This window comes from Enterobacter sp. R-1.6.2, assembly GCF_035064085.1.
Classification (GTDB): Bacteria; Pseudomonadota; Gammaproteobacteria; order Enterobacterales; family Enterobacteriaceae; genus Enterobacter; species Enterobacter asburiae_B.
This window is the reverse complement of the sequence record NZ_JASEYI010000022.1, coordinates 26,985-46,436: the sequence shown is the minus strand read 5'-3', so window position 1 is coordinate 46,436 and position 19,452 is coordinate 26,985. Positions and strand designations below refer to the sequence as shown.

Sequence of the window (19,452 nt, the reverse complement as noted above, 5' to 3'; positions counted from 1 at the left end):
GCCCGGTGGCGCTTCGCTTACCGGGCCTACAACTGCAAACCCCTGGTAATTTATACAATATTACTGGTGATTATATCAGCGTCGTGAGGGATGCCAACCTTGAAATTTCCACGTGCGGCAGAAGACGGCTGTCGGTTGCGGTCATCAGCTCCGCATTTTCCGGCTTGATCCAGCAGGCCTGCATCCCGCAGCGAATAGCACCGGCCACGTCCGTGGTCAGGTCATCCCCCACGTGCAGAATGTTACCCAGCGGCAGGTTAAGCTTATCCGCCGCCAGATGGTACATATCATTAAACGGCTTCGCGCGCCCGTGCGGGCCCGCGCGCAGCACAAATTCAAAGTAATCGCTGAGGCCAAACAGCTCGGGCTGGGCATTGCCGTTGGTGATGGCCACCAGCGGCCACTTTTCGGCAAGCTTCGCCAGCGTGTCGTGAGTCTCCTGCGGCACGTCGATACGGCTGCGCCATTTGGCAAAGTTTTCCATGGCCGCTTCGGCACCGATGGCCGCGTCCTGCGCGCTCAGGCCAGCATTGAGCATCGCCTGCTCAACCGCACGACGACGCCATTCGGTCACGTCGTGGTAAATGTCCGGCTCGGTTTCCCGCAGGGACTGACGGAGCTTCTGAAAGTCCTTGTTCTGTATCGCTTTCAGCGCGGGATGGTAGTTCTGCACAAACGCCAGCGACTCCTGCTCGGTACGCAGGATCACCTCGCGGTTGTCGTAAAGGGTGTCATCAAGGTCAAACGTCAGGGCTGAGATCTGACCAAGTGGGCGGTAAAAACGCATTATTTCCCCCGTTTGGCGCGTGGATGCGCCGCGTCATACACCGAGGCAAGGTGTTGGAAGTCTAAGTGGGTATAAATTTGTGTGGTCGACAGGTTCGCGTGGCCAAGCAGTTCCTGCACGCCGCGCAGATCGCCGCTCGACTCAAGCATGTGTGTCGCAAAGGAGTGGCGCAGCTTGTGCGGGTGAACGTGGCTGTTCAGCCCCTGCTTAATGCCCCACTCCGCAAAGCGCTTCTGGACGTTACGCGCCGAGATCCGTTTGCCGAGCTTCGACAGGAACAGCGCATCCTCTTCGCTGCCAAACAGCCCGCGCAGGTCAAGCCAGTGCTCAATCCAGGAAACCGCATTGCGGCCAATCGGCAGGCGGCGCTCTTTGCTGCCCTTACCCATTACCCACACTTCACCGGACTCCAGATCGAGGTGTTTGATATCAAGATTAACCAGCTCGGACAGACGCAGCCCGGCACCGTACATCACCTCCAGCATCGCGCGGTCGCGCACGGCGAGCGGATCGTTAAGGTCGATATCCAGCAGGCGGTTTACGTCGTCGACGTCGATATTTTTAGGCAGATGGCGCGGCGCTTTCGGCGTGGCGATTCCCTTTGCCGGGTTGGCTTTTAAGCCCCCCTGGCTGACCAGCCAGTCGAAGAAACTGCGAAGCGCTGAGAGCCTGAGCGCCAGGCTCGCCGGGCTGAGATTTTTTTTACGGCTACGCACGACGAACCCGCGTACCGTCGCAGCGTCACATTGTTGCCAGCTTTTCAGGCCGATGTCGTCGGCGATCTGCATGATGGCATCAAGCTGACGCTGGTAGTTGAGCAGGGTAATGGGGCTAAGCTGACGCTCCACGCCCAAATAGCGCAGAAAGCGCGAGACGTCAGTGGCGAGCAGTCCGTCCATCATACGCGCTCAATCCAGCGCTCCAGCAGCTCGGGCAGCATCAGGGCGATCTCCTGCAGCAGGTGCGTGGCTTGCCCCTGCTCATAGTGATGCGCATCGCGGCTGGTAAATAACATGACTCCCAGATCGCCATCGCGCCCCATCAGCGACATCGCCACCGAGCCAATCGCTTTGGCTTCCGGTAACACCACCAGTAGCTCAGGCCCGTTCAGCGGCCCCAGATAGTGGTGCTCATGGCCCAGACGCTGAATGCGCAGCGGTTCAAACGCCTGACGGCTGAGCGCCAGATGGGTGAACCCCGACGGTGCGCCAATGCGCCAGCGATCAGGGAAAAGGCGAATCGTTGCGCCCGCCAGCCCCAGCTCGCGAGCCCAGCGGTGGAAGCGGCTGAGGAACTCGTCAAGACTGTGCGCCGACGCCAGACGCGCCTGCAGATGCAGCAGACGATAGAACAGGCTTTCGTTGGTGCTGGCCTGCTCCATCAGCAGCGTCATGTTCTCTTCTAGCTGATTGATGTGGTTGCGCGAGCGCGCCATGTGCCATTCGACCAGCGACACGGTCCCGCGAACCGGATGCGGCACGCGCATCTCTTCGACGACGCGTGCATTACGAATAAAAAACTCAGGATTGCGCAGCAGATAATCAACAACAGCTCTGTCGTCCAGTTCCGTCACTGTTTCCTGCAGTTCTTCCCCTGGTTGTTTCATAGATGGATAAACCCGTCATAGACATGTGCCGCCGGGCCAGTCATATACAGTGGATGACCCGGTCCTTTCCAGGCGATATCAAGCCGACCGCCCGGTAACTCCACGCGAACCTCTTCAGCCAGTAACCCCTGGGAGATGCCCACGGCCACCGCAGCACAGGCACCGCTTCCGCAGGCCTGAGTCTCGCCCGCGCCGCGCTCGTAAACCCGCAGGCGAATGTGCTCGCGCTTCACCACCTGCATAAAGCCGATGTTCGCGCGCTCCGGAAAACGTTCATGGCTTTCCAGAACCGGGCCGAGCGTTTCAACCGCGGCGGTTTCCACATCATCAACCTGAACCACGCAGTGTGGGTTACCCATTGAGACGACGCCGCACAATACTGTCTGCTCGGCCGCACGCATAATATAGGTCTTTTCCGCTTTGTTTGCGCGAAACGGCACGACGGAGGGCTCGAAGTTAGGCTCGCCCATGTTCACGCGCACCAGCTCATCATCGGTGACGCTGAGCACCATGCGGCCATTGGCCGTGCTGACGCGAATATCACGCTTGTTGGTCAGCCCTTTCAGGCGGACAAAGCGGGCAAAACAGCGCGCGCCGTTGCCGCACTGGTTAACTTCGCTGCCGTCCGCGTTAAAAATACGGTAGTGGAAATCGAGGTCGGGATCGTACGGTGGCTCGACCACCAGCAGCTGATCGAACCCCACGCCCAGATGCCGATCCGCCAGGCGACGGATCAGTTCCGGGGAGAAAAACACATTCTGCGTTACCGCGTCGACGACCATAAAATCGTTGCCAAGGCCATGCATTTTAGAGAACTGCATCATTTGCTCCATTGCGCGGGTACAGAACGTTGTCGTCAGAGATTAACCTGAGTCGGGCCACCGTTGTCGCCACGATCGTTAGTATTTGGCGTGGTGGACTCAATGCCGCTTTGCACGGGTTTCGTCGGCGGCGGCGCGGTTTTATCCGCAGGTGGGAAGTACAGTGGTCCCTTCAGTCCGCAGCCAGTCAGGCTAAACAGCGAGATGAGAACGGCAAGCGTTCGGAAAGCGTTTTTCATTATAAAGTAGCCCGTAAGTTCAAATCTGTTTCTATCATCGCAGGAGAAGACACAAAAGCAAGAGTTTGCCGCTTTCCTGCAACGGGAATTATTTAGGGTTATACTGCCGGCATCACGAAAAACAGGAACAAAACCATGAACGACAGTGAATTCCATCGCCTTGCCGACAACCTGTGGATGACCATCGAAGAGCGTCTTGACGACTGGGACGGCGACAGCGATATCGATTGTGAAATCAACGGCGGCATTCTGACCCTGAGCTTCGAAAATGGCAGCAAAATTATTATTAACCGCCAGGAGCCGCTTCACCAGGTGTGGCTGGCCGCGAAACAGGGCGGCTATCATTTCGATCTGAAGGACGGGGAATGGGTTTGCGACCGTAGCGGCGTACCGTTCTGGGATCTGCTGGAACAGGCGGCGACCGCGCAGGCGGGTGAGGCTGTGAGTTTCAGATAGTTTTGTTGCCGGGTGGCGCTGCGCTTACCCGGCCAACGGGTTCGAGCTGTTGTAGGCCCGGTAAGGCGTAGCCGCCACTGGGCGAGCGAAAAGGCTCAGGAGAAATACTGCTGCAACAGCGGCGCGGTGTCCTGATTGGCAGGCGCGGCAGGCGTTACGGCCTGGGTGCGGAACGGGATCACCTGCGTACGACCGTCGACGTTCACAATCTGGTAGAACTGCGGCAGGTTAAAGTTGATAAAGCTTGAGCCATAGGTGAAACGGTCGTGCGAAGAGGAGTAGAAGCGGCTGACGTCGCGCACCAGCTCCTCTTTACTGCCTTCACAGTGGTGATACACCTCGGCGCGGTTGGTTTCATCCAGAATGTAGATGTTGAACCCGGCATCGTCGCCCGACTCTTCAAAGAAGAACTGAATAATCCCTTCGCTGGCGAATCCGTCCACCACCTGCGGGAGCTTAACGTGGTTGGTTTCCACCTGCACCGACAGGCCATGCAGCTTGTTGTGCGAAATCGCGCCGTAGAACTCGATGGCGTTTTCCAGCTTCTGTACCGACACGTTCAGACGTTCGAAGAACAGCCCCCAGGTCTGGCCGGAGACGCGTAGCGCTTTAAAGCGTCCGGTTTCCTGGCGGGTGCTGGAGAGACGCAGTTCGATACACTCAGAAACCAGCTGCTGCACGCGGGTACGAATTAAACCGCGCAGGTGCTGGCTGTAGCAGAACACCTCAACGCTGTCCGGCGGTGCGGCATCCTGGTGCATCTTGCCGAGAATCGTTTTCAGCGCTTCGATCATCGCCTGCTCGCCGTTGAAATGCAGGGTACGCACTTCGTTCCACGAGTTGCGGTACAGCAGATCGACGCTGCCCACCAGGCAGTTTTGCTGCTCGCCAAAGCTGAAGACGTCCAGCTTGCGGAAGTCAAAATGAACCACCTGATTGCGGAAGGCCGCCGTCGGGTCGTATTCCAGGTTGACGATAATCGCCAGATGGCGAATTTCGCACGGGCTGTAGAGCGCTTTCGGCGTTGGGGCAGGCAGACGCAGCGGGAAGTGGTGGGACACATCCGCGACCATCTCCTGCAGCTTAGCGAGATCTACCACCTCGTTACCTTTGATAAACAGGCGCGTGCGCGAGGTCAGCAGGCCGTTAAACCAGGCCCAGGCCACCAGCTTGTTCAGGTAGCGGTTATACTCCAGCGGCTGATGGCTGATGATTGAGTCCATGCTTGGCGCACGGTTATACAGATACCACCCGGTGCGGTTTGCGCGGCCCGGCGGCACGTAGATAAAGGTCAGGTTCGGTTCTGACAGGTCTGGCGAAATCTGCGGGTTAACCAGGGTGACTTTACCCGGCAGCGCTTCAAACGCGGCGTACAGCTTACGGGTCAATACCCCGATGTCCTGCGGACTGGCGGAAACGCTGAGGTTGTTACGGCGCGCAAAGCGGATCAGGTTACGGTAGCTTTGCATCATCGCATCGAGCAGTTCGTTGTGCGCTTCACGCACCTGATCGATTTTCCAGTTGGCCCGGTTGTCGAGCATGGACAGACGTGCTTCGTCCCATCCCCACTCTTTCACTAACTGACTGACCACTTCACGACGCCAGCCCACGCAGGCGCGCTCGCGACTCAATTTCTCACAGACTTTGAGATAGAAACATCGACGCACCAGGTCAAGACGCGTGGTGTCATCAATAGCTTTCAGGTATTCGGTCACGCGCTCCAGCATCATGCAGTAGGCGTCCAGCCCGAAGGAGACGATCTCCCCGTCGTGCAGACGCTGCTTGATATCTTTCGCCAGCAGGCGCGGCGTAGGGTATTCCCAGGAATAGGCTTCCAGCAGCAGCGTTTTCAGCACCGCTTTGTACGGTGAGTCGATACTTTTATAGAGCTGCCAGAGGCTTGCGCCAAAATACTCTTCTGCTGACAGAGAGCTCAGACCGCCAAGATCCAGCCATTCGTTTGGCGTCAGTACGCCCTGCGCGTAAAGCGACATGACGTAGTCATCGTAATGCTCTTCTTCTTCGCAAGGGACCATATTCCACAGAATACGCTTCCCGGCCAGACGCACAGCAGTACGGTAAAATTCATCCAGCAATAAGATGTGCTGGGTCGAGCCGCAGTCCTCACCACCCAGACTGCCGCTTTCATTATGGCGGAAACGGTTTTCATCAATCAGGAAGAAACTTACTTCCACGCCGAGCGAGGCCGCCCAGCTCTCCAGCAGGCTGCACTTGCGTTGCAGCAGCTGACGCTCGTCGTTATCGAGCCAGGACTGATGGCAGACCCAGATGTCCAGGTCCGAAGAACAGCTTTGCCCTACCGATGAGGTGCTCCCCATAGAGTAAACGCCGGTAATCGGCAGTTCACCTTTTGGAGACTCCTGTGGCGGCATGCCGCGGTAGAGTTCCAGCTCGTTCAGGTAATGCTGTTGGGTTTCATCAGGCGTGAAAAGGCAAATGCCCTGGGGAACGTTACCGTCAAGGTAGCCAGGCATCAGCGGATGGTGATAGTGCAATAATGTCGGCAGCAGACTGTATACCTGCTGGAAAGCAGGGCCCATGGCAGCAAGCGCGCGATCCACACGCAGTTGATTAATGGCATCCAGTCTCTGTTTCAGAGTCTCAATATAGAGGTACAAGACGTATCGCCTGATGTTTCCGGGTGTCGCAAGCTATTCAAAACACGAATAACAGCGGACCCGCAGTATTTCAAATAAGATAACCGTTACCCTTTTTCGCCCTTATCATTTTTGGTGGTAGCGACGAAAAAATGGTCTAAAACGTGATCAATTTAACACCTTGCCGGTTGACCGTAAAGAAAGATGCGCTACATACAAGTGTAGCACCGTTCTGTACGTGTAAATTCCTGAATACGGCTATGGCTGACGAATACGCCGCCTTGTCCCTCTCACGCTTCATCAACCGTAAAACTGCCATCCCAGAGTCAACAATGTTAGGATGGTTAGCGATTGATAATGACGGTAACAAGCATGTTAGACAATGTTTTGAGAATTGCCACACGCCAAAGCCCCCTCGCGCTCTGGCAGGCACATTATGTGAAGCAGCGCCTTGAAGCCTGCCACAGTGGATTGCGCGTCGAGCTGGTGCCGATGGTCACGCGCGGTGACGTGATCCTCGATACGCCCCTGGCGAAAGTGGGCGGCAAAGGCCTGTTTGTCAAAGAACTGGAACTGGCATTACTTGAGAACCGCGCCGATATCGCCGTACATTCAATGAAAGACGTGCCCGTCGAGTTCCCGGAAGGGCTGGGGCTGGTGACCATCTGCGAGCGCGAAGATCCGCGCGATGCGTTTGTCTCTAACCACTTTGACTCGCTCGACGCGCTGCCGGAGGGTAGCGTGGTTGGCACGTCCAGTTTACGCCGTCAGTGTCAGCTGGCAGAGCGCCGTCCTGACCTGATCATTCGCTCGCTGCGCGGTAACGTCGGCACGCGTCTGGGCAAGCTGGATAACGGCGATTACGATGCCATTATCCTCGCCGTTGCCGGCCTGAAGCGTCTGGGGCTGGAGTCGCGCATTCGCGTGGCGTTGCCGCCAGAGCTGTCGCTGCCGGCCGTGGGCCAGGGTGCCGTCGGCATCGAGTGCCGTCTGGACGATGCGCGTACCCGCGAACTGCTCGCACCGCTGAACCATGACGAGACCGCTATCCGCGTAAAAGCCGAGCGTGCGATGAATACCCGCCTCGAAGGAGGATGTCAGGTACCGATTGGCAGCTATGCTGAATTAACAGAAGGTGAACTGTGGCTGCGCGCGCTGGTGGGCGCTCCGGACGGTTCCCAGATGGTACGCGGCGAACGTCGCGGTAAAGCGCAAGATGCCGAGCAGCTTGGCGTGTCGCTGGCGGAAGAGCTGCTGGATAACGGCGCCCGCGAGATTCTGGCTGACGTTTATAATGGAGAGCCCCCTGCATGAGTATTCTTGTCACCCGCCCTTCTCCCGCAGGAGAGCAGTTAGTGAGCCGTCTGCGCACACTGGGGCAGGTGGCCTGGAGTTTTCCGCTCATTGAATTCTCCCCCGGTCGGGAGCTCTCTGCGCTCGCCGACCAGATGAATACCCTTCAGGAAGGCGACCTGCTGTTTGCGCTGTCGCAACATGCCGTGGAATTTGCCCACGCGCAGCTGCAACAGCAGGGTTTAGCCTGGTCACTTGCCCCCCGCTATTTCGCGATTGGCCGCACAACGGCACTGGCGCTGCATACCGTAAGCAGCGCGGACGTTCGTTACCCGTTAGATCGGGAAATCAGCGAAGTCTTGCTACAATTACCTGAATTACAAACTATTGCCGGAAAGCGTGCGCTCATTTTGCGCGGCAACGGTGGCCGCGAACTGCTGGGCGAAACGCTGCGTGAACGCGGTGCAGACGTAACGTTCGTTGAGTGCTATCAGCGCTGTGCAAAACACTACGATGGCGCGGAAGAGGCGATGCGCTGGCACGCGCGCGGCATTAATACGCTGGTGGTCACCAGCGGTGAAATGTTACAACAGCTTTGGTCGCTGATACCGCTTTGGTATCGCGAAAACTGGTTACTCCGCTGTCGGCTTCTGGTCGTCAGTGAGCGTCTGGCGAACCAGGCCCGGGAACTGGGCTGGCAGGATATTCGGATCGCTGATAACGCCGACAACGATGCGCTGCTGCGCGCATTACAATAACTCTCAAATGGGAAGCCATAATGACGGAACACGACAAATCCTCCGCCGTGGTTGAAGAGACCAGGGAGACTGTGGAGACGACGCCACAGCCAGAGACGACTGAGAAAACCGCTGAGAAGAAAAACGGCAGCAACAAAACGAGCCTCGCGCTGAGCGCGATTGCCATTGCCATTGCGCTGGCAGCAGGGGTTGGCCTTTACGGCCTGGTGAAGCAACAGGGTGCTAACCAGACGTCCACCAGCGATGCGCTGGTGAATCAGCTCACTGCCCTGCAAAAAGCGCAGGAGACGCAGAAAACCGAGCTCGAAACGGTGATTAAGCAGCAGGCCGCCGCGCTTGCCGAGGCGAACAGCAAACAGGAAGAGCTGGCTAAACAGCTGGGCGACGTGCAGCAGAAAGTCGCCACGATTTCCGGTACCGATGCCAAAACCTGGCTGCTCTCGCAGGCTGACTTCCTGGTGAAGCTCGCCGGACGTAAGCTCTGGAGCGATCAGGACGTCACCACTGCCGCCGCGCTGCTGAAAAGCGCCGATGCGAGCCTGGCAGACATGAACGACCCGAGCCTTATCACCGCGCGACGCGCGATCACCGAGGACATCGCCAGCCTCTCCGCCGTCTCGCAGGTGGATTACGACGGCATTATCCTCAAGGTGAACCAGCTGTCGAATCAGATTGATAACCTGCAGCTGGCGGATAACAACGACGACGATTCCCCGATGGATTCCGACGGTACCGAGCTTTCCAGCTCCCTGAGCGAATGGCGCATAAACCTGCAGAAAAGCTGGCAGAACTTTATGGACAGCTTCATCACTATCCGCCGTCGCGACGAAACCGCCGTGCCGCTGCTGGCGCCGAACCAGGATATCTATCTGCGCGAGAACATTCGTTCCCGCCTGCTGGTGGCGGCTCAGGCCGTGCCGCGTCATCAGGAAGAGACATACAAACAGGCGCTGGATAACGTCTCGACGTGGGTACGCGCCTACTACAACACCGATGATGCGACGACCACCGCCTTCCTCGAAGACATTGATAAGCTGAGCCAGCAGAACATCACCATGAACGTGCCGGATAAGCTGGCCAGCCAGCCGATTCTGGAGAAACTGATGCAGACGCGCGTACGTAACCTGCTGGCGCAGCCGGGCGTACCGGCAGAGCCGACGGACGGAGCGGCACCTGCTCCGGCTCCGGCGCCTGAAAGCGCACCACAAGGAGAGTAATGATGCTAAAAGTTCTCTTACTCTTCATCCTGCTGATCGCCGGGATCGTGCTGGGACCTATGCTTGCGGGTCATCAGGGTTACGTCCTGATCCAGACGGATAACTACAACATTGAAACCAGCGTAACCGGCCTGACGATCATTCTGATCCTCGGCGTGGTGGTGCTGTTTGCGATCGAGTGGATCCTGCGCCGTATTTTCCGCACCGGTGCCCACACGCGCGGCTGGTTCGTTGGTCGTAAACGCCGCCGCGCCCGCAAGCAGACCGAACAGGCGCTGCTTAAGCTTGCCGAGGGTGACTATCAGCAGGTTGAAAAGCTGATGTCGAAAAACGCCGACCATGCCGAACAGCCGGTAGTGAATTATCTGCTCGCTGCCGAAGCGGCGCAGCAGCGCGGTGACGAAGCCCGCGCCAATCAGCATCTGGAGCGGGCGGCAGAGCTGGCTCACGGCGACCCGATTCCTGTAGAAATCACGCGCGTTCGCCTGCAGCTGGCGCGCAATGAAAATCACGCGGCGCGTCACGGTATCGATCGCCTGCTGGAAGTTGCGCCACGTCATCCGGAAGTGCTGCGTCTTGCCGAGCAGGCGTATATTCGTACCGGCGCCTGGGGCTCGCTGCTGGACATCATTCCGTCGATGGCGAAGGCCGAGGTGGGCGACGATGAACATCGTGATGAGCTTCAGCGTCTGGCATGGATTGGCCTGATGGATCAGGCGCGCGCCGACCTGGGCAGCGACGGTCTGAAAACGTGGTGGAAGAATCAGAGCCGTAAGACGCGCCAGCAGGTTCCTCTGCAGGTCGCCATGGCGGAACATCTTATTGAATGTGACGATCATGACACGGCTCAGGAGATCCTCCTCGATGGCCTGAAGCGCCAGTATGACGATCGTCTGGTGATGGTGATCCCGCGTCTGAAAACCAATAATCCTGAGCAAATCGAAAAAGTGCTGCGTCAGCAGATTAAAACCGTCGGTGACCGCCCGCTGCTGTGGAGCACGCTCGGTCAGTCGCTGATGAAGCACGGAGAATGGCAGGAGGCGAGCCTCGCCTTCCGCGCGGCGCTGAAGCAGCGTCCGGACGCGTTTGACTACGCGTGGCTTGCCGATACGCTGGACAAGCAGCACAAGCCGGAAGAGGCAGCCGCCATGCGGCGTGACGGATTGCTGCTAACGCTGCAAAATAACGGTACGCAGCAGTAAATAAAAAGGAGGCCAGAGGGTCTCCTTTTTTTATCGCCTTTCTCCTGCTACATTCTTTGCACCCACATCCGCAAACGAATCCGCCAATGTAACGATGTCTTTTCATTAACCTTTTTTCACACACGCGCACATTTTGCAGCGTGGACTAAATCGTTTTTGAAAGGAAATCTCAATGAACTCGCTTTTGTATGCGCTTATCCAGGCGCTGCGCTGCCACCGCTGGCTGCGCCTGCTTGCCTGTGCTTTTATCTTTTCTTCACTGGGGAATGGCTTAACCCAGGTCGTGGTCTTCGGTTTGCTGCTGGCGTGGTCAGCCCCGCCCGCTCTGCTCACACTCGCTTTTCTTTTCGCTACGGTACCAGGGTTCATCGGCAGTATCTTTGGCGAAAAGCTATGCTCACGCTTTTCGCCGATATCCCTGCTGATACTGACCGAGGGGCTGGGCCTGCTCGCCCTGCTCTTTCCCCTGCTTGGTGTGGGTTACCACAGCGTTGCCGCATTGCTCACCGTGCAATCCACCGAAGCCCTGCTCAGCGGGATGAGCTGGCCCGCGCTGACATTGCTCTTTAAGCGCGGTCTCAGCGAAGCGGAGTTGCCCGCTGCAACCTGTCTGGAAAATGTGATTTTTGCTTCTCAGGTGTTGTTAGGGACCGGACTCGGCGTGGTGCTGTTTCAGAAGACATCCGTGTTTACCCTGCTGGCCATTGATGCCGCCAGCTTTCTGGGCTCATTAGTACTGCTATGGCTGGCTGGGCGCCGGTTTTCTCCGGCACCACATCCCACCGCTATGGAAAGGGGAGTTTCTGCAACATTACGCTGGCAGGCGTTGACCGTTCGGCAAAAACGCAGCCTGCTCATCCTGCCGGCGCTGGCTGCCGTCGGCTCACCGGCGATGGCGCTTCTTCCGGCACTGGCCCAGCAGCTCCGTCCTCAGGATGCGGCAGGCCTTGCTTTGCCTCTGCTTTTCGCGAGGAGTCTGGGGCAGCTTTGTGGCCCCCTGCTGCTAAAAAAAGAGAGCCTGACGCGCTTTGCGGCCTACACGCCGCGAATAATCGTTTGCCTCAGCATCTTTCTGGCCGCTTATGGCATGCTGCCTTTTTTGTCCGGGTGGACGATATGCGCGCTGGGGATGATCTTTATCGCGCATCTGGCCTCGAATGTTCTCTTCGCAGCGGGCACGTTTGGGGTACTCAGTAGTTTTCCTCTCACGCAAACCGCTTCGGCCAGCGGTAAAGCCTGGCGCTGGCAAACGCTCAGCGCCTCTCTTTTCACCGGCATTGCAGCGGCGGTAGCTTCAGGGTTTGGCTCCGTACAGGCGCTCTATGCTGTCTCTGCATCGGCGCTGCTGATGGTTGCCCTGATCATGCGCCTGTATCGGGAATAAGGCATAAAAAAACGCCTGCTATAAAAGCAGGCGTTAAAACAGGTCTGTAAGACAACATATTTGGTGCTTCACTCAACGTTGTGTCCATGGTGTCTGATGAGGCCGAAGCGACATCTGTCAGTGGACGATAAGCACCGTAAATGGCTCTGCGTCATTCCTGAGTTTATGAGGCACTAAGGCGAACATAAGAGATGGAATGAGCATCTACACGCATATTATTGCACGTAACGTGCCAACATGACACCCAGAACTTTTACATGACGCAACATTTTAAGATAAAAGGAAATTATGCTGCCTGGCACCGTCTTAGGCTCTACAACGTATCGGGAAAAGGCGGGAATATGTCGCCAGGAGGAGACAGCAAAACCCATAAATAGTTATTTATTTAATTTTCAATGAGTTGCATGTCGCTGGATTGCGACAAAGAAAAAGGGCGCTGTCGGGGCATGACTACAGGGATGAGAACTCGCAGAAAACAAAAAACCCCGCCGAAGCGGGGTTCAAAATTGGTCGGCGAGAGAGGATTCGAACCTCCGACCCACTGGTCCCAAACCAGTTGCGCTACCAAGCTGCGCTACTCGCCGATGTACTGCTTTTTGAATTTTTAGTTCAATTCATTTAAAAAGTCGTGGTGCGAGGGGGGGGACTCGAACCCCCACATCCAAAGGACACTAACACCTGAAGCTAGCGCGTCTACCAATTCCGCCACCTTCGCAATTCACAACTCTTTCAAATAATGGGGTGGCTAATGGGATTCGAACCCACGACAACTGGAATCACAATCCAGGGCTCTACCAACTGAGCTATAGCCACCACTGTATTCTTTCACGCGGTACTGACTACTTCTCAGACCACCGCAGCTCTAGCGCCGGGACTAAAATGGCGCGCCCGACAGGATTCGAACCTGAGACCTCTGCCTCCGGAGGGCAGCGCTCTATCCAGCTGAGCTACGGGCGCTTAGCGCCGTTGCGGGGCTGGATATTACGTACCTCCGTCCCCGCTGTCTAGTGCTTTTTTGAAAAAAATGCGCGTTTGGTTATGGTTTGCACATTTTGCCGCTTATTCCTCCACTTTCTGCGTGGTGCCGCGGCGACCAAGGCCAAAAAGCTTATATGCAGCCGTTACAGCCGCCAGGAAGATCATCCCGACAAACAGCGACATGCGGGTATCTTCATTAAAGTACATGCCGATTAATACGCAAATCAGGAACGCCATCGTCAAATAGTTCGCATAGGGGAACAGAATTGAGCGGAACGGATGGCTTTCAATCGCTTTTTTATGCGCTTGGCGGAAACGCAGCTGGCTGATGAGGATAACAAACCACGGCACCATGCCCGGCAGTACGCTGGCGCTGTAGACGTAAACGAACACGCGCTGCGGGTTAGGAATGATGTAATTCAGGCAAGAGCCAATCAGCAGGATTACGATGGAGACCGCCACACCCGCCACCGGTACGCCGGCACGTGAGACTTTACTCATCGCCGCAGGCAGCTGGTTATTCTTCGAAAGCGCATAGAGCATACGCCCGCAGCTGTACATCCCGCTGTTACAGCCTGACAGCGCTGCCGTCAGGACCACAAAGTTGATAATACCCGCCGCCGCCGTGATACCAATTTTGGCGAAGGTTAAAACAAACGGGCTACCCGTCGTGCCAATTTCGTTCCACGGGAAGATGGTCACGATGACGAAGATCGCGCCCACATAGAAAATCAGGATACGCCACAGCACTTTGCCCACCGCGCTACGCAGCGTGACCTGCGGGTTTTTCGCTTCACCGGCGGTAATACCGATCAGCTCCACGCCCTGATACGAGGCCACAACGATACACAGCGCCGTCAGGAAGCCCTTCCAGCCGCCGGCGAAGAAGCCGCCGTTTTCGGTCAGGTTGCCAAAGCCGATAGCGTGCCCACCGTTGCCAAAGCCGAAGAAAATCACGCCCAGGCCGACGACAATCATCACGATAATCGTGGTGACTTTGATCATTGCGAACCAGAACTCAATTTCACCGTAAAGGCGCACGGCGGCCAGGTTTGCCAGCGCCACCAGCCCCACGGCAATGAGCGCGGGTATCCACTGGACCATGTCCGGGAACCAGAACTGGACGTAGACCCCTATCGCGGTGATCTCTGAGATGCCCACCGCCATCCACATAAACCAGTATGACCAGGCCGTCAGGTAGCCGAAGAACGGGCTCATATAGCGATGCGCGTAAACGGCGAACGAGCCGGTTACCGGCTCCAGGAAGAGCATTTCGCCCATGGAACGCATAATGAAGAAAACAAACAGCCCGGCGATAATATACGCCAGTAATACGGAAGGGCCTGCCCATTTGAGCGTGCTTGCGGAGCCCATAAACAGGCCCACGCCGATAGTGCCGCCCAGCGCTATCAGTTCAATATGACGAGCTTCCAGCCCACGCTGTAGCTCCGGTTGTTTCTCTGCCATAGATCCTCGATTGTGTTTGCTGTTTCCCGGCTTAATACCGGGTATTGTTTTTTAGGGGTACTAAAATACGGAGCGAATGGTTTCCTAAAATCTGCCAAATGGCAAACGATGCATTAAAAAAATGAATGCATTGCACAGATTATCAGCAGTTTTGCAGGCGAGTTGCAGCGCGAATAGCATATCGCGCTACATTTTGATTACATTTTTCCGGTGTAATGCCAGGCGAGGTAGCGAAGCAGACGGATCTGTCGTTTAATGCGCGTCGGTTGCGATAGCAGGCGGTACAGCCACTCCAGCCCCAGATTTTGCCAGACCTTTGGCGCACGCTTAACGTGGCCAGTAAAGACGTCGTACGTGCCGCCGACGCCCATGTAGAGGGCATCAGGACAGACCAGACGGCAGTCGCGCATCAGGATCTCCTGGCGCGGGGAGCCCATCGCCACGGTGACAATTTTCGCCCCGCTGTCACGAACGCGCTCAAACAGAGCCTGTCGATCTTCCGGTTTGAAGTAACCATCCTGGCTGCCGACAATATTAACATTCCATTGACGACGCAGTTTCTCCTCCGTCTGGGCCAGTATCTCCGGCTTTCCGCCAATCAGGAACACGGGCGTACCCTGCGCACCTGCCCGGGCCATAAGCTGCTCCCAGAGATCGGCCCCCGCCACGCGGGATACATTAGCGTCAGGATACTTTTTACGGATAGAGCGGACCACGCTGATCCCGTCCGCGTATTTAAATTCAGCCGCTTCAATCAGGCTTTTGACTTCCGCATTATCCTCAACCGCCAGCATTTTTTCCGCGTTGATGGCCACCAGCGTACCGGATTTCATCTGGCCGTCGGCGAACAGAAAGTCCAGCGCGTGCTGCATGTCGCGCCAGCCAATAAGCTGCAGGCCACGTAGCGCGTAGCGCGGTGCAGAAATTTTATCAGTCATTACTATCCTTACTCAGACTTGCGACAGCGTTGTGCTGCCCTGCCGCTCGCGCTTGTGCACAAGACCTGCGCTGTCAAACAGCCAGTACAACAGTTTGGCCAGCAACAGGCAGAGGCCGAAAACGACCATGAAGAACACCACGCGCGAAACGAACGAGTCCAGCCCTTCGCGCGCCAGAACGATCATATTGAAAATGGCACCAAAGCAGAAACTGTGCAAAATGGCGGCTTTATAGCGGTTGGTCTCTTCGTTGCCGCGCAGGTAAAGCCAGTCGAACCACTTGATAATCAGCCCCACGGCAACCGCCCCGGGCAGAATGAACCACGCCCCCCCCATCACCACCAGGGAACCAATCAGCGTTGGCGAGATTGCCAGACCGGAATGGTTGTTCAGCACTTCCCAGGTAAAGTAATTCGCCGTGTTAAGCACCACGCCGGGCCGGTCCGGCCATAGCCAGGAAGGGATAAAGACGTAGAAGTCGCGAACAATCGGCGCCAGCCCCTGGAAATCAATCTTGTCGTAGTTTTGCAGCAGCAATGCCAGGTTTTCCCACGGCGAGAAGGTATCACGCGTCAGGTAGAGGAACGTGTAAAACGCCTCATCGCCCGCCACGTTCATCCCGTAGCGCTTCAGCGCCAGCCAGAACATCCCGACAATGCCAAACACGCCTGCCGCAACCAGCATCCACAGCGAGATCCAGCCGCGGATGATGCCGATAAACAGGAATATGGCGAAGGCGATGATGATGTTCGCGCGCGTGCCGCCCACAATCATGTAGGTCAGAATGCCAAACGCGACGGTGCTGACCAGAAAGAACAGCCACGCTTTGCTGTCCTGGCGCAGGAAAAAGACCACCAGCATCGCCGGGATGAAGAAGTAGAAGAAACGCTTAAGCGCCACGCCCGAGACTTCGGCCGAAAAAATCTGGCTGTAGGAGTGGAGCTTAAACAGCAGAAAGCCGTTATGCATAAAGAAGATACCGACGCTGACCAGGGCGATGGTCATCAGCATCACCCACGTCAGGTGGGTTTCCACCCGATTCATGGTAAAAAGCGGCCGACGCGGGACAGCAGCCTGCGCTGAACGCAGACGCGTTTTATAGGTGACGTAGTAGACGGCATAGAAGCAGGTCGCCGCCAGAAGCGCCTGGAGCAGGATTTCCGGCGGTGCGACGCTCACGTCAAAACGGAAGACCAGAATGCTGGTCAGCGGGAAGCCGAAAAAGAAGGTCAGCAGAAACAGTAACGAGAAGAATACGTTAAAGTTGAACCGCACCCGGCGGAATTCAAACCAGGTAAGCGTGGCGATAAACAGGGCGCTCAGAAGCCAGACAACCAGTAAGCCGCTGAATTGCAACTGACTCATGCTTTGTCTCCTGAAGCGATACGCAGCGCGCGATGCCACGGCGTGAGGTAATTCGGGCTGAAAAAATCGATGCTATTTTTATCCACCAGCGTGAGCTGGCGTTGGGCTTCCCGTACCACCTCGACATTCAGCGTGTCTGAGGTAAACAGCACCGGAATATGCTGCTCGGCCATGTCCTGCCAGAACGGGTTGTCGCGGTTGAGCACGCACGGTACACCCGCCTGAATCAGCAGACACAGCGTGCCGATTCCCTGCTGTCGGGCAAAGATGAAATAGCCAAGATCGCATTTTCTCAGCAGCGCAAGATACTCATCAAATTCCAGCCTATCGCTGAGGATGTGCAGATTTTCTGCACTAAACAGCGCAAGTCCCTGCTGGCGAACCTCAGCAATATAGGCGTCGTTGTTGGCAGGATAGCCCATCGGCACCACCACGTTCACCGTGTCGCCAAACTGCTGATGCACCGCCCTGAGCGCCGCGACGTGTTCGTTACTGCGATCGCCGGAATTCCCCACCAGGATCGTCAGCTTGCCTTCACGCACCGCGTCATTCGCCATGGCGTTCAGCGCCGGATCCATGCGGGTTGGGAAATAGAGCAGTTCTCCGCGCACGTTCGGGTGCTGTTTAGCAAAATAGTTGAGATCGCCACGGGTGGCAAACACACAGCCCACGCGCCCCTGCGCCATGCGGCGCAGCGGATAGAAAAGACGGAATTTCCAGCCGCGGGAGACTTCGTAGAGATCGGCTCCCCAGATATGCCAGCTGCACTGGGAGGGTTTAATCCCCCCGTTAAGCAGCGCCAGCCACAGGCCAGTATTGAACTGCCCGTGGAAAAAGAAACGTTGCTTACGATCCGCCTTGGCTCTGGCAACGACCGCCTTCGCCAGCGCGGCCTTATCCGGCCAGAAGCGAATCGTCAGCGCCGGAAACGCCTCGCTCAGGCCCTTATCCTGACCTGCAACCATAAACTCACGCGCATCAGGATTACCCGATGCGAGCTCGTCGTTGAAGAACCGCAAAACGGTCTGGTTATGGTGTGGGATATCCGATCCCAGGATGTGAATCAGTGCAGTCATGCGCGTTTACGCCACAATAAAAATACGCCGCAACAGGCGGCGAAATAAACGATATAGGTTGCCATGTAGGCCTGAGCCGCCCCCAGCGCACCGTGCGCGGGTATCAGCCAGTGTGAAAATGCTGTCAGTAACGCAAACTGGCTAATTTCCGCCAGGATATACAGCCGCAGGGACGCTTTTGCAATCACCAGATAGCCGAAAACGTAAGCCCCCACTTTCAGTACATCACCCACCAGCTGCCAGGCAAAGAGATCGCGCATGGCGGTGAACTTCGCCGAGAACAGCAGCCAGATGGCGACATCGCGCAGTAACCAGACGGTAAAGCTGGCCGCCGCGACGGCTGGCAGCACAAAGCGCAGCGATCGGAAAATCTCACGGGTAATATCCTGTCTGGACGTCAGACGCGATAAGGTTGGCAGCAGGTAAACGCTAAAGGAAGCCGTAATAAACTGGAGATAGGCGTCGGAAATACTGCTTACGCCCTGCCAGATCCCCACTTCATCCCAGCTATAATGCGCCGCCAGCAAATTTCGCATCATCACGTAGGCTACCGGCAGCGTGACGGAGGTGATGAGCGCCATCAGGGTAAATTTACCCAGCTGGCTGGCAAGCATCGTGTCCCATTGCGGTTTCAGGTAGCTCAGAGGGATGACGCCCCGACGCATCAGCATAAATGCCGCAGGTACAACAACCAGTGCCGGGACCAGCGCCAGCCCCAGCAGTGCGCCTTCATAGCCGCCCAGGCGATAGCAAAAGTAATAGGCAATCACGCCGATGACGCTGCCCAGGATTAAGGCAAGCGCGTTCCCGGCGGCATCACGAAAACCTTTCATCAGCGCCAGCAGCAGGTTAGCCCAGGCAATACCCATCTGAACCAACGCGACCAGACGCACCAGCCCCTGATAATGGGTATGACCGAACAATCCCTGGCTGATGGGCGCCGCCGCCAGCAGAAAGACAATCGCCATCAGGGTCGAAAAACCCGTGACCATCGCCGAAGAGGTACCCACCACTCTACGCAGCTGAGCCGCATCATCGTGATACTGCGCAACGTATTTGGTGACGCCGTTGAAGATACCGGCACCGGCCAGCACGCCAAGGACGGTAACGAGCTGGCGGAAATTACCTGCCAGCCCGACACCAGAGGGGCCAAATGAGACGGCCAACAGCTTGACGACCAGCAGCCCGGCGCCAATTTTTACAAGCGTGGACGCGGCGGTCCACACCGATGCTTTTGCCAGAGACAT

Annotated in this window: 17 protein-coding genes and 4 tRNA genes; 6 read left to right on the top strand and 15 right to left on the bottom strand. The window is 56.8% G+C overall.

All coding sequences use genetic code 11. The features are described 5' to 3' along the window. Positions 1-70: 70 nt before the first annotated feature. From yigB to QMN93_RS20290, 5 genes are read right to left on the bottom strand one after another with little or no spacing between them, the layout of a single operon-like run. Positions 71-787: a 5-amino-6-(5-phospho-D-ribitylamino)uracil phosphatase YigB gene (yigB, locus tag QMN93_RS20310; protein WP_033146900.1), complete on the bottom strand. Its 717-nt coding sequence runs from the start codon at positions 785-787 to the stop codon at positions 71-73. Then, positions 787-1,689: a tyrosine recombinase XerC gene (gene xerC / locus QMN93_RS20305; protein ID WP_064673086.1), complete on the bottom strand. Its 903-nt coding sequence runs from the start codon at positions 1,687-1,689 to the stop codon at positions 787-789. Before xerC ends, yigB begins: the two co-directional genes overlap by 1 nt. After that, positions 1,686-2,393 carry a DUF484 domain-containing protein gene (locus QMN93_RS20300; RefSeq protein WP_023309626.1) on the bottom strand — a complete coding sequence of 236 codons (708 nt, stop codon included), beginning with the start codon at positions 2,391-2,393 and terminating at the stop codon, positions 1,686-1,688. The genes xerC and QMN93_RS20300 overlap by 4 nt, the downstream gene beginning before the upstream one ends. Beyond that, a complete protein-coding gene (gene dapF / locus QMN93_RS20295; protein WP_182383937.1) occupies positions 2,390-3,214 on the bottom strand; it encodes a diaminopimelate epimerase in 825 nt (274 codons plus the stop codon). The genes QMN93_RS20300 and dapF overlap by 4 nt, the downstream gene beginning before the upstream one ends. A gap of 35 nt (positions 3,215-3,249) precedes the next feature. Beyond that, positions 3,250-3,453 carry a lipoprotein gene (locus QMN93_RS20290; protein ID WP_048976899.1) on the bottom strand — a complete coding sequence of 68 codons (204 nt, stop codon included), beginning with the start codon at positions 3,451-3,453 and terminating at the stop codon, positions 3,250-3,252. Between the two features lie 135 nt (positions 3,454-3,588). Here QMN93_RS20290 and cyaY point away from each other — a divergent pair, with 135 nt between their 5' ends. Beyond that, a complete protein-coding gene (gene cyaY, locus QMN93_RS20285) occupies positions 3,589-3,909 on the top strand; it encodes an iron donor protein CyaY (RefSeq protein ID WP_023333807.1) in 321 nt (106 codons plus the stop codon). 95 nt (positions 3,910-4,004) lie between these two features. On the opposite strand, the gene cyaA is transcribed toward cyaY, so the two are convergent. After that, positions 4,005-6,548: a class I adenylate cyclase gene (gene cyaA / locus QMN93_RS20280; protein WP_023309629.1), complete on the bottom strand. Its 2,544-nt coding sequence runs from the start codon at positions 6,546-6,548 to the stop codon at positions 4,005-4,007. A 351-nt stretch (positions 6,549-6,899) separates the two neighbouring features. Here cyaA and hemC point away from each other — a divergent pair, with 351 nt between their 5' ends. From hemC to QMN93_RS20255, 5 genes are all read left to right on the top strand, one after another. After that, positions 6,900-7,841, top strand: a complete 942-nt coding sequence (hemC, locus tag QMN93_RS20275; RefSeq protein WP_047059116.1) for a hydroxymethylbilane synthase — start codon at positions 6,900-6,902, stop codon at positions 7,839-7,841. After that, positions 7,838-8,578: a uroporphyrinogen-III synthase gene (gene hemD, locus QMN93_RS20270; RefSeq protein WP_193140188.1), complete on the top strand. Its 741-nt coding sequence runs from the start codon at positions 7,838-7,840 to the stop codon at positions 8,576-8,578. The genes hemC and hemD overlap by 4 nt, the downstream gene beginning before the upstream one ends. Before the next feature lie 20 nt (positions 8,579-8,598). Beyond that, positions 8,599-9,795 carry a uroporphyrinogen-III C-methyltransferase gene (gene hemX / locus QMN93_RS20265; protein ID WP_033146905.1) on the top strand — a complete coding sequence of 399 codons (1,197 nt, stop codon included), beginning with the start codon at positions 8,599-8,601 and terminating at the stop codon, positions 9,793-9,795. A 2-nt stretch (positions 9,796-9,797) separates the two neighbouring features. Continuing rightward, positions 9,798-10,997, top strand: coding sequence for a protoheme IX biogenesis protein HemY (hemY, locus tag QMN93_RS20260; RefSeq protein WP_008501551.1), 1,200 nt, complete (start codon positions 9,798-9,800; stop codon positions 10,995-10,997). Between the two features lie 172 nt (positions 10,998-11,169). Beyond that, positions 11,170-12,381 carry an MFS transporter gene (locus QMN93_RS20255; RefSeq protein ID WP_182382895.1) on the top strand — a complete coding sequence of 404 codons (1,212 nt, stop codon included), beginning with the start codon at positions 11,170-11,172 and terminating at the stop codon, positions 12,379-12,381. Positions 12,382-12,888: 507 nt separating this feature from the next. Here QMN93_RS20255 and QMN93_RS20250 read toward each other — a convergent pair. The 9 genes from QMN93_RS20250 to wzxE form a co-directional block, all read right to left on the bottom strand. Beyond that, positions 12,889-12,965 (bottom strand) — tRNA-Pro (locus tag QMN93_RS20250). Between the two features lie 45 nt (positions 12,966-13,010). After that, positions 13,011-13,096: transfer RNA gene (locus tag QMN93_RS20245), tRNA-Leu, on the bottom strand. 22 nt (positions 13,097-13,118) lie between these two features. Beyond that, positions 13,119-13,194, bottom strand: a tRNA-His gene (locus QMN93_RS20240). Between the two features lie 67 nt (positions 13,195-13,261). After that, a tRNA-Arg gene (locus tag QMN93_RS20235) sits at positions 13,262-13,338 on the bottom strand. A gap of 102 nt (positions 13,339-13,440) precedes the next feature. Next, positions 13,441-14,826, bottom strand: coding sequence for an amino acid permease (locus QMN93_RS20230; RefSeq protein WP_182382894.1), 1,386 nt, complete (start codon positions 14,824-14,826; stop codon positions 13,441-13,443). Positions 14,827-15,023: 197 nt separating this feature from the next. After that, on the bottom strand, positions 15,024-15,764 hold the full coding sequence (wecG, locus tag QMN93_RS20225) for a lipopolysaccharide N-acetylmannosaminouronosyltransferase (protein WP_029739560.1): 741 nt from the start codon (positions 15,762-15,764) through the stop codon (positions 15,024-15,026). Positions 15,765-15,776: 12 nt separating this feature from the next. Next, entirely contained in the window at positions 15,777-17,129 is a 1,353-nt protein-coding gene (wzyE, locus tag QMN93_RS20220) for an ECA oligosaccharide polymerase (RefSeq protein WP_033146908.1), read from the bottom strand. Further along, complete coding sequence (locus QMN93_RS20215; RefSeq protein WP_045888449.1) at positions 17,126-18,205, bottom strand: TDP-N-acetylfucosamine:lipid II N-acetylfucosaminyltransferase; 1,080 nt, start codon at positions 18,203-18,205, stop codon at positions 17,126-17,128. The genes wzyE and QMN93_RS20215 overlap by 4 nt, the downstream gene beginning before the upstream one ends. Next, positions 18,202-19,452 carry a lipid III flippase WzxE gene (gene wzxE / locus QMN93_RS20210; protein WP_094935541.1) on the bottom strand — a complete coding sequence of 417 codons (1,251 nt, stop codon included), beginning with the start codon at positions 19,450-19,452 and terminating at the stop codon, positions 18,202-18,204. The genes QMN93_RS20215 and wzxE overlap by 4 nt, the downstream gene beginning before the upstream one ends.